The organism is Streptomyces sp. B1866 (assembly GCF_031932565.1).
GTDB lineage: Bacteria > Actinomycetota > Actinomycetes > Streptomycetales > Streptomycetaceae > Streptomyces.
This window is the reverse complement of the sequence record NZ_JAVSCF010000438.1, coordinates 1-2,841: the sequence shown is the minus strand read 5'-3', so window position 1 is coordinate 2,841 and position 2,841 is coordinate 1. Positions and strand designations below refer to the sequence as shown.

Annotated in this window: 4 protein-coding genes; all 4 read right to left on the bottom strand. The window is 74.0% G+C overall.

Translation table 11 applies throughout. The features are described 5' to 3' along the window. The coding region (locus RKE29_RS29155) for a translation initiation factor IF-2 N-terminal domain-containing protein (RefSeq protein WP_312008712.1) at positions 1 to 287 on the bottom strand (287 nt) is incomplete at its 3' end. A gap of 195 nt (positions 288 to 482) precedes the next feature. Next, positions 483 to 827 (bottom strand): YlxR family protein, encoded by a 345-nt coding sequence (locus RKE29_RS29150; protein ID WP_312008711.1) that lies wholly within the window; start codon positions 825 to 827, stop codon positions 483 to 485. A gap of 112 nt (positions 828 to 939) precedes the next feature. Next, positions 940 to 1,953, bottom strand: coding sequence for a transcription termination factor NusA (gene nusA, locus RKE29_RS29145; RefSeq protein WP_312008710.1), 1,014 nt, complete (start codon positions 1,951 to 1,953; stop codon positions 940 to 942). A 2-nt stretch (positions 1,954 to 1,955) separates the two neighbouring features. Then, complete coding sequence (rimP, locus tag RKE29_RS29140) at positions 1,956 to 2,480, bottom strand: ribosome maturation factor RimP (RefSeq protein WP_312008709.1); 525 nt, start codon at positions 2,478 to 2,480, stop codon at positions 1,956 to 1,958. Between the last annotated feature and the right edge of the window lie 361 nt (positions 2,481 to 2,841).

Sequence of the window (2,841 nt, the reverse complement as noted above, 5' to 3'; positions counted from 1 at the left end):
CGGGGGCCGGGGGCCGGGGGCCGGGGGGCACTACCGGGACGGGACGCCTGCGCCGGGCCGGGCGCGGACGGCTTGGCGGGCGCCCTGCGGGGCGCCGAGGGCTTGCCAGCGCCGCGGCCGGAGCCGTTGCCCTGCTGGAAAGCGTCGGTCAGCTTGCGAACAACCGGCGCCTCGATCGTCGAGGACGCCGAACGGACGAATTCGCCAAGTTCTTGGAGCTTGGCCATGACGACCTTGCTCTCGACTCCGAACTCCTTGGCGAGTTCGTATACCCGGACCTTAGCCACATCGCTCCTTCTCGGTCCGGGGTGGTCGTCCGCCGGACCGTCGCTACTTCATGGGCGTACTCATCGCGTACTCATCGAGTGCTCATCGCAATCTCGACCTACTTCCGACTCGCGAGGTACCTGCTGCGGCACGGTGGTCGCGCCGCTTCCTTCCAGTGCTGCCTGTCGTACTGCCTGCGGTCTCACCGCCTGCGGTCACCGCCTGCCGGCCGTGCCCGCCTGGGGCCGCCCGCCGCCGCGCGCGGGGCGCGGCGGCCCGGTCTGCCCGGCACACCGCTCGACGTACCGGCTCAGGACCGAGGTGTCGAGCGGCCCGGAGCCCCTGAGGGCCCGGGGAAACGCCCGGCGGCGGACCGCCAGGTCGAGACAGGCCTGGGTGGGGTGCACGTACGCGCCCCGACCGGGCAGCGTACCGCGCCGGTCGGGGACGCATGCGCCCTGGACCGCCACGATGCGCAGCAGTTCGTCTTTGGCCGCCCGCTCCCGGCATCCCACGCACGTTCTCTCAGGGCATGCGCGGGCACGCGTCCGACCAGACACGGTGTAAGTCTACCTCCCTGGACCGGCCTCACCCCTCGGGGGCGATGATCGAATGGTCGTTCCGCGCCGCCGGGCCGTATCCGGCGCCGGGACGCGCGGCCGCGGCCCGGGTTCAGCGCCGCTCGGCGGGCTGCCCGGCGGGCTGCTGCTCGGTGTCGGGGCGGATGTCGATGCGCCAGCCGGTGAGCCGGGCGGCCAGGCGCGCGTTCTGCCCCTCCTTGCCGATGGCGAGCGACAGCTGGTAGTCGGGCACGGTGACCCGCGCGGAGCGCGCGCCCAGGTCCACGATGTCGACCTTGCTGACCCGCGCGGGGGACAGCGCGTTGGCGACCAGCTCGGCCGGGTCGTCCGACCAGTCCACGATGTCGATCTTCTCGCCGTTCAGCTCGGCCATGACGCTGCGCACCCGGCCGCCCATCGGGCCGATGCACGCGCCCTTGGCGTTCAGCCCCGACCGAGTGGACCGCACGGCGATCTTCGTCCGGTGGCCCGCCTCCCGGGCGATGGCCGCGATCTCCACCGACCCGTCGGCGATCTCCGGCACCTCCAGCGCGAAGAGCTTCTTGACCAGGTTGGGGTGGGTGCGCGAGAGCGTGACCGACGGGCCGCGGGCGCCCTTGGCGACCCGGACGACGTACGTGCGCAGGCGGGTGCCGTGCCGGTACTCCTCGCCGGGCACCTGTTCCTGCGCCGGCAGGATCGCCTCCAGCCGGCCGATGTCGACCAGCACGTTCTTCGGGTCCTTGCCCTGCTGGACGACGCCGGCGACCACGTCGCCCTCCCGGCCCGCGTACTCGCCGAAGGTGATCTCCTCCTCGGCGTCCCGCAGCCGCTGCAGGATGACCTGCTTGGCGGTGGTCGCGGCGATCCGCCCGAACCCGGAGGGGGTGTCGTCGAACTCGCGCGGCTCCTGCCCCGGCGCGTCCGCCAGCTCCTCGGCGTCCTCCTGGGCCCACACGGTGACGTGCCCGGTCTGCCGGTCCAGCTCCACGCGCGCCCGGCGGCGGCTGCCGTCGGTGCGGTGGTAGGCGATGAGGAGGGCCGACTCGATCGCCTCGACCAGCAGGTCGAAGGAGATCTCCTTCTCGCGGACCAGCCCCCGCAGAGCGCTCATGTCGATGTCCACGGCTACGCCTCCTCCTTGCTCTCGTCGCGGCTGCCGTCGGGGCCGCCCGCGGCCTGGCGGCTGAACTCGATCTCCACCCGGGCCGAGGCGATCTCGGCGAAGTCCAGCCGCCGCGCGGTGGCCGGGCGGCCCTTGGCGCCCGGCACCTCCACGTCGAGGCCGGTGTCGTCCACCGCGGTGACGCGCGCGACCAGCTCGCCGCCCGCGGCGAGCCGGGCCTTGACCAGCCGGCCGACGGCGCGGCGGTAGTGGCGCTGGTGGCGCAGCGGGCGGTCGGCGCCGGGCGAGGTGACCTCCAGTACGTACGGGGTCGCGCCCATGGTGTCGGTGTCGTCGAGCGCGCCGGAGATCTCCCGGCTCAGTTCGGCACACGCGTCGAGCAGCACGCCCTCGTCGGAGTCCACGACGACCCGCAGCACGCGCCGCTTCCCGGCCGGGGTCACCTGGACGTCCTCCAGGTCCCAGCCCCGTGCGCTGACGAGCGGTTCCAGCAAGCCGCGCAGCCTATCGCTCAGGGGGGTGCTCATCCGGGTGACTCCTCGGCCGCGTGTGCTGTTGCGTGTGCTGTTGTGGGAACGTCGCGTGTCAGGTCAAAGCCTATCCGTTCCGGCGGCAGGCTGACGATTCGGCGGCTGGTGGCGGGCGGCGCGGCGCGGCACGAGTACGCTCACCAGCGGTGATCACCAGAAGGCGGCGCGGGCGCCGCCTTGGCCCGGAAATGAGGAATGTGCCGACCACGACGCTGACGACTGCCACGCCGGCCGCCGCCGGCGGCACCCCGGGGGAAGCGCCGGACGCCGTCCCGGCCGGGGCCCGGGCCGCCGGCCGGGGGGTCGGGCGGCCCGCCGCGTCGGCGGCCCGATCGGACGGGGCGGTGCCGGTCGCGCC

Excerpts from the sequence above, each read along its gene's own strand:
- rimP (WP_312008709.1), bottom strand. The coding sequence starts at position 2,480 with ATGAGCACCCCCCTGAGCGATAGGCTGCGCGGCTTGCTGGAACCGCTC.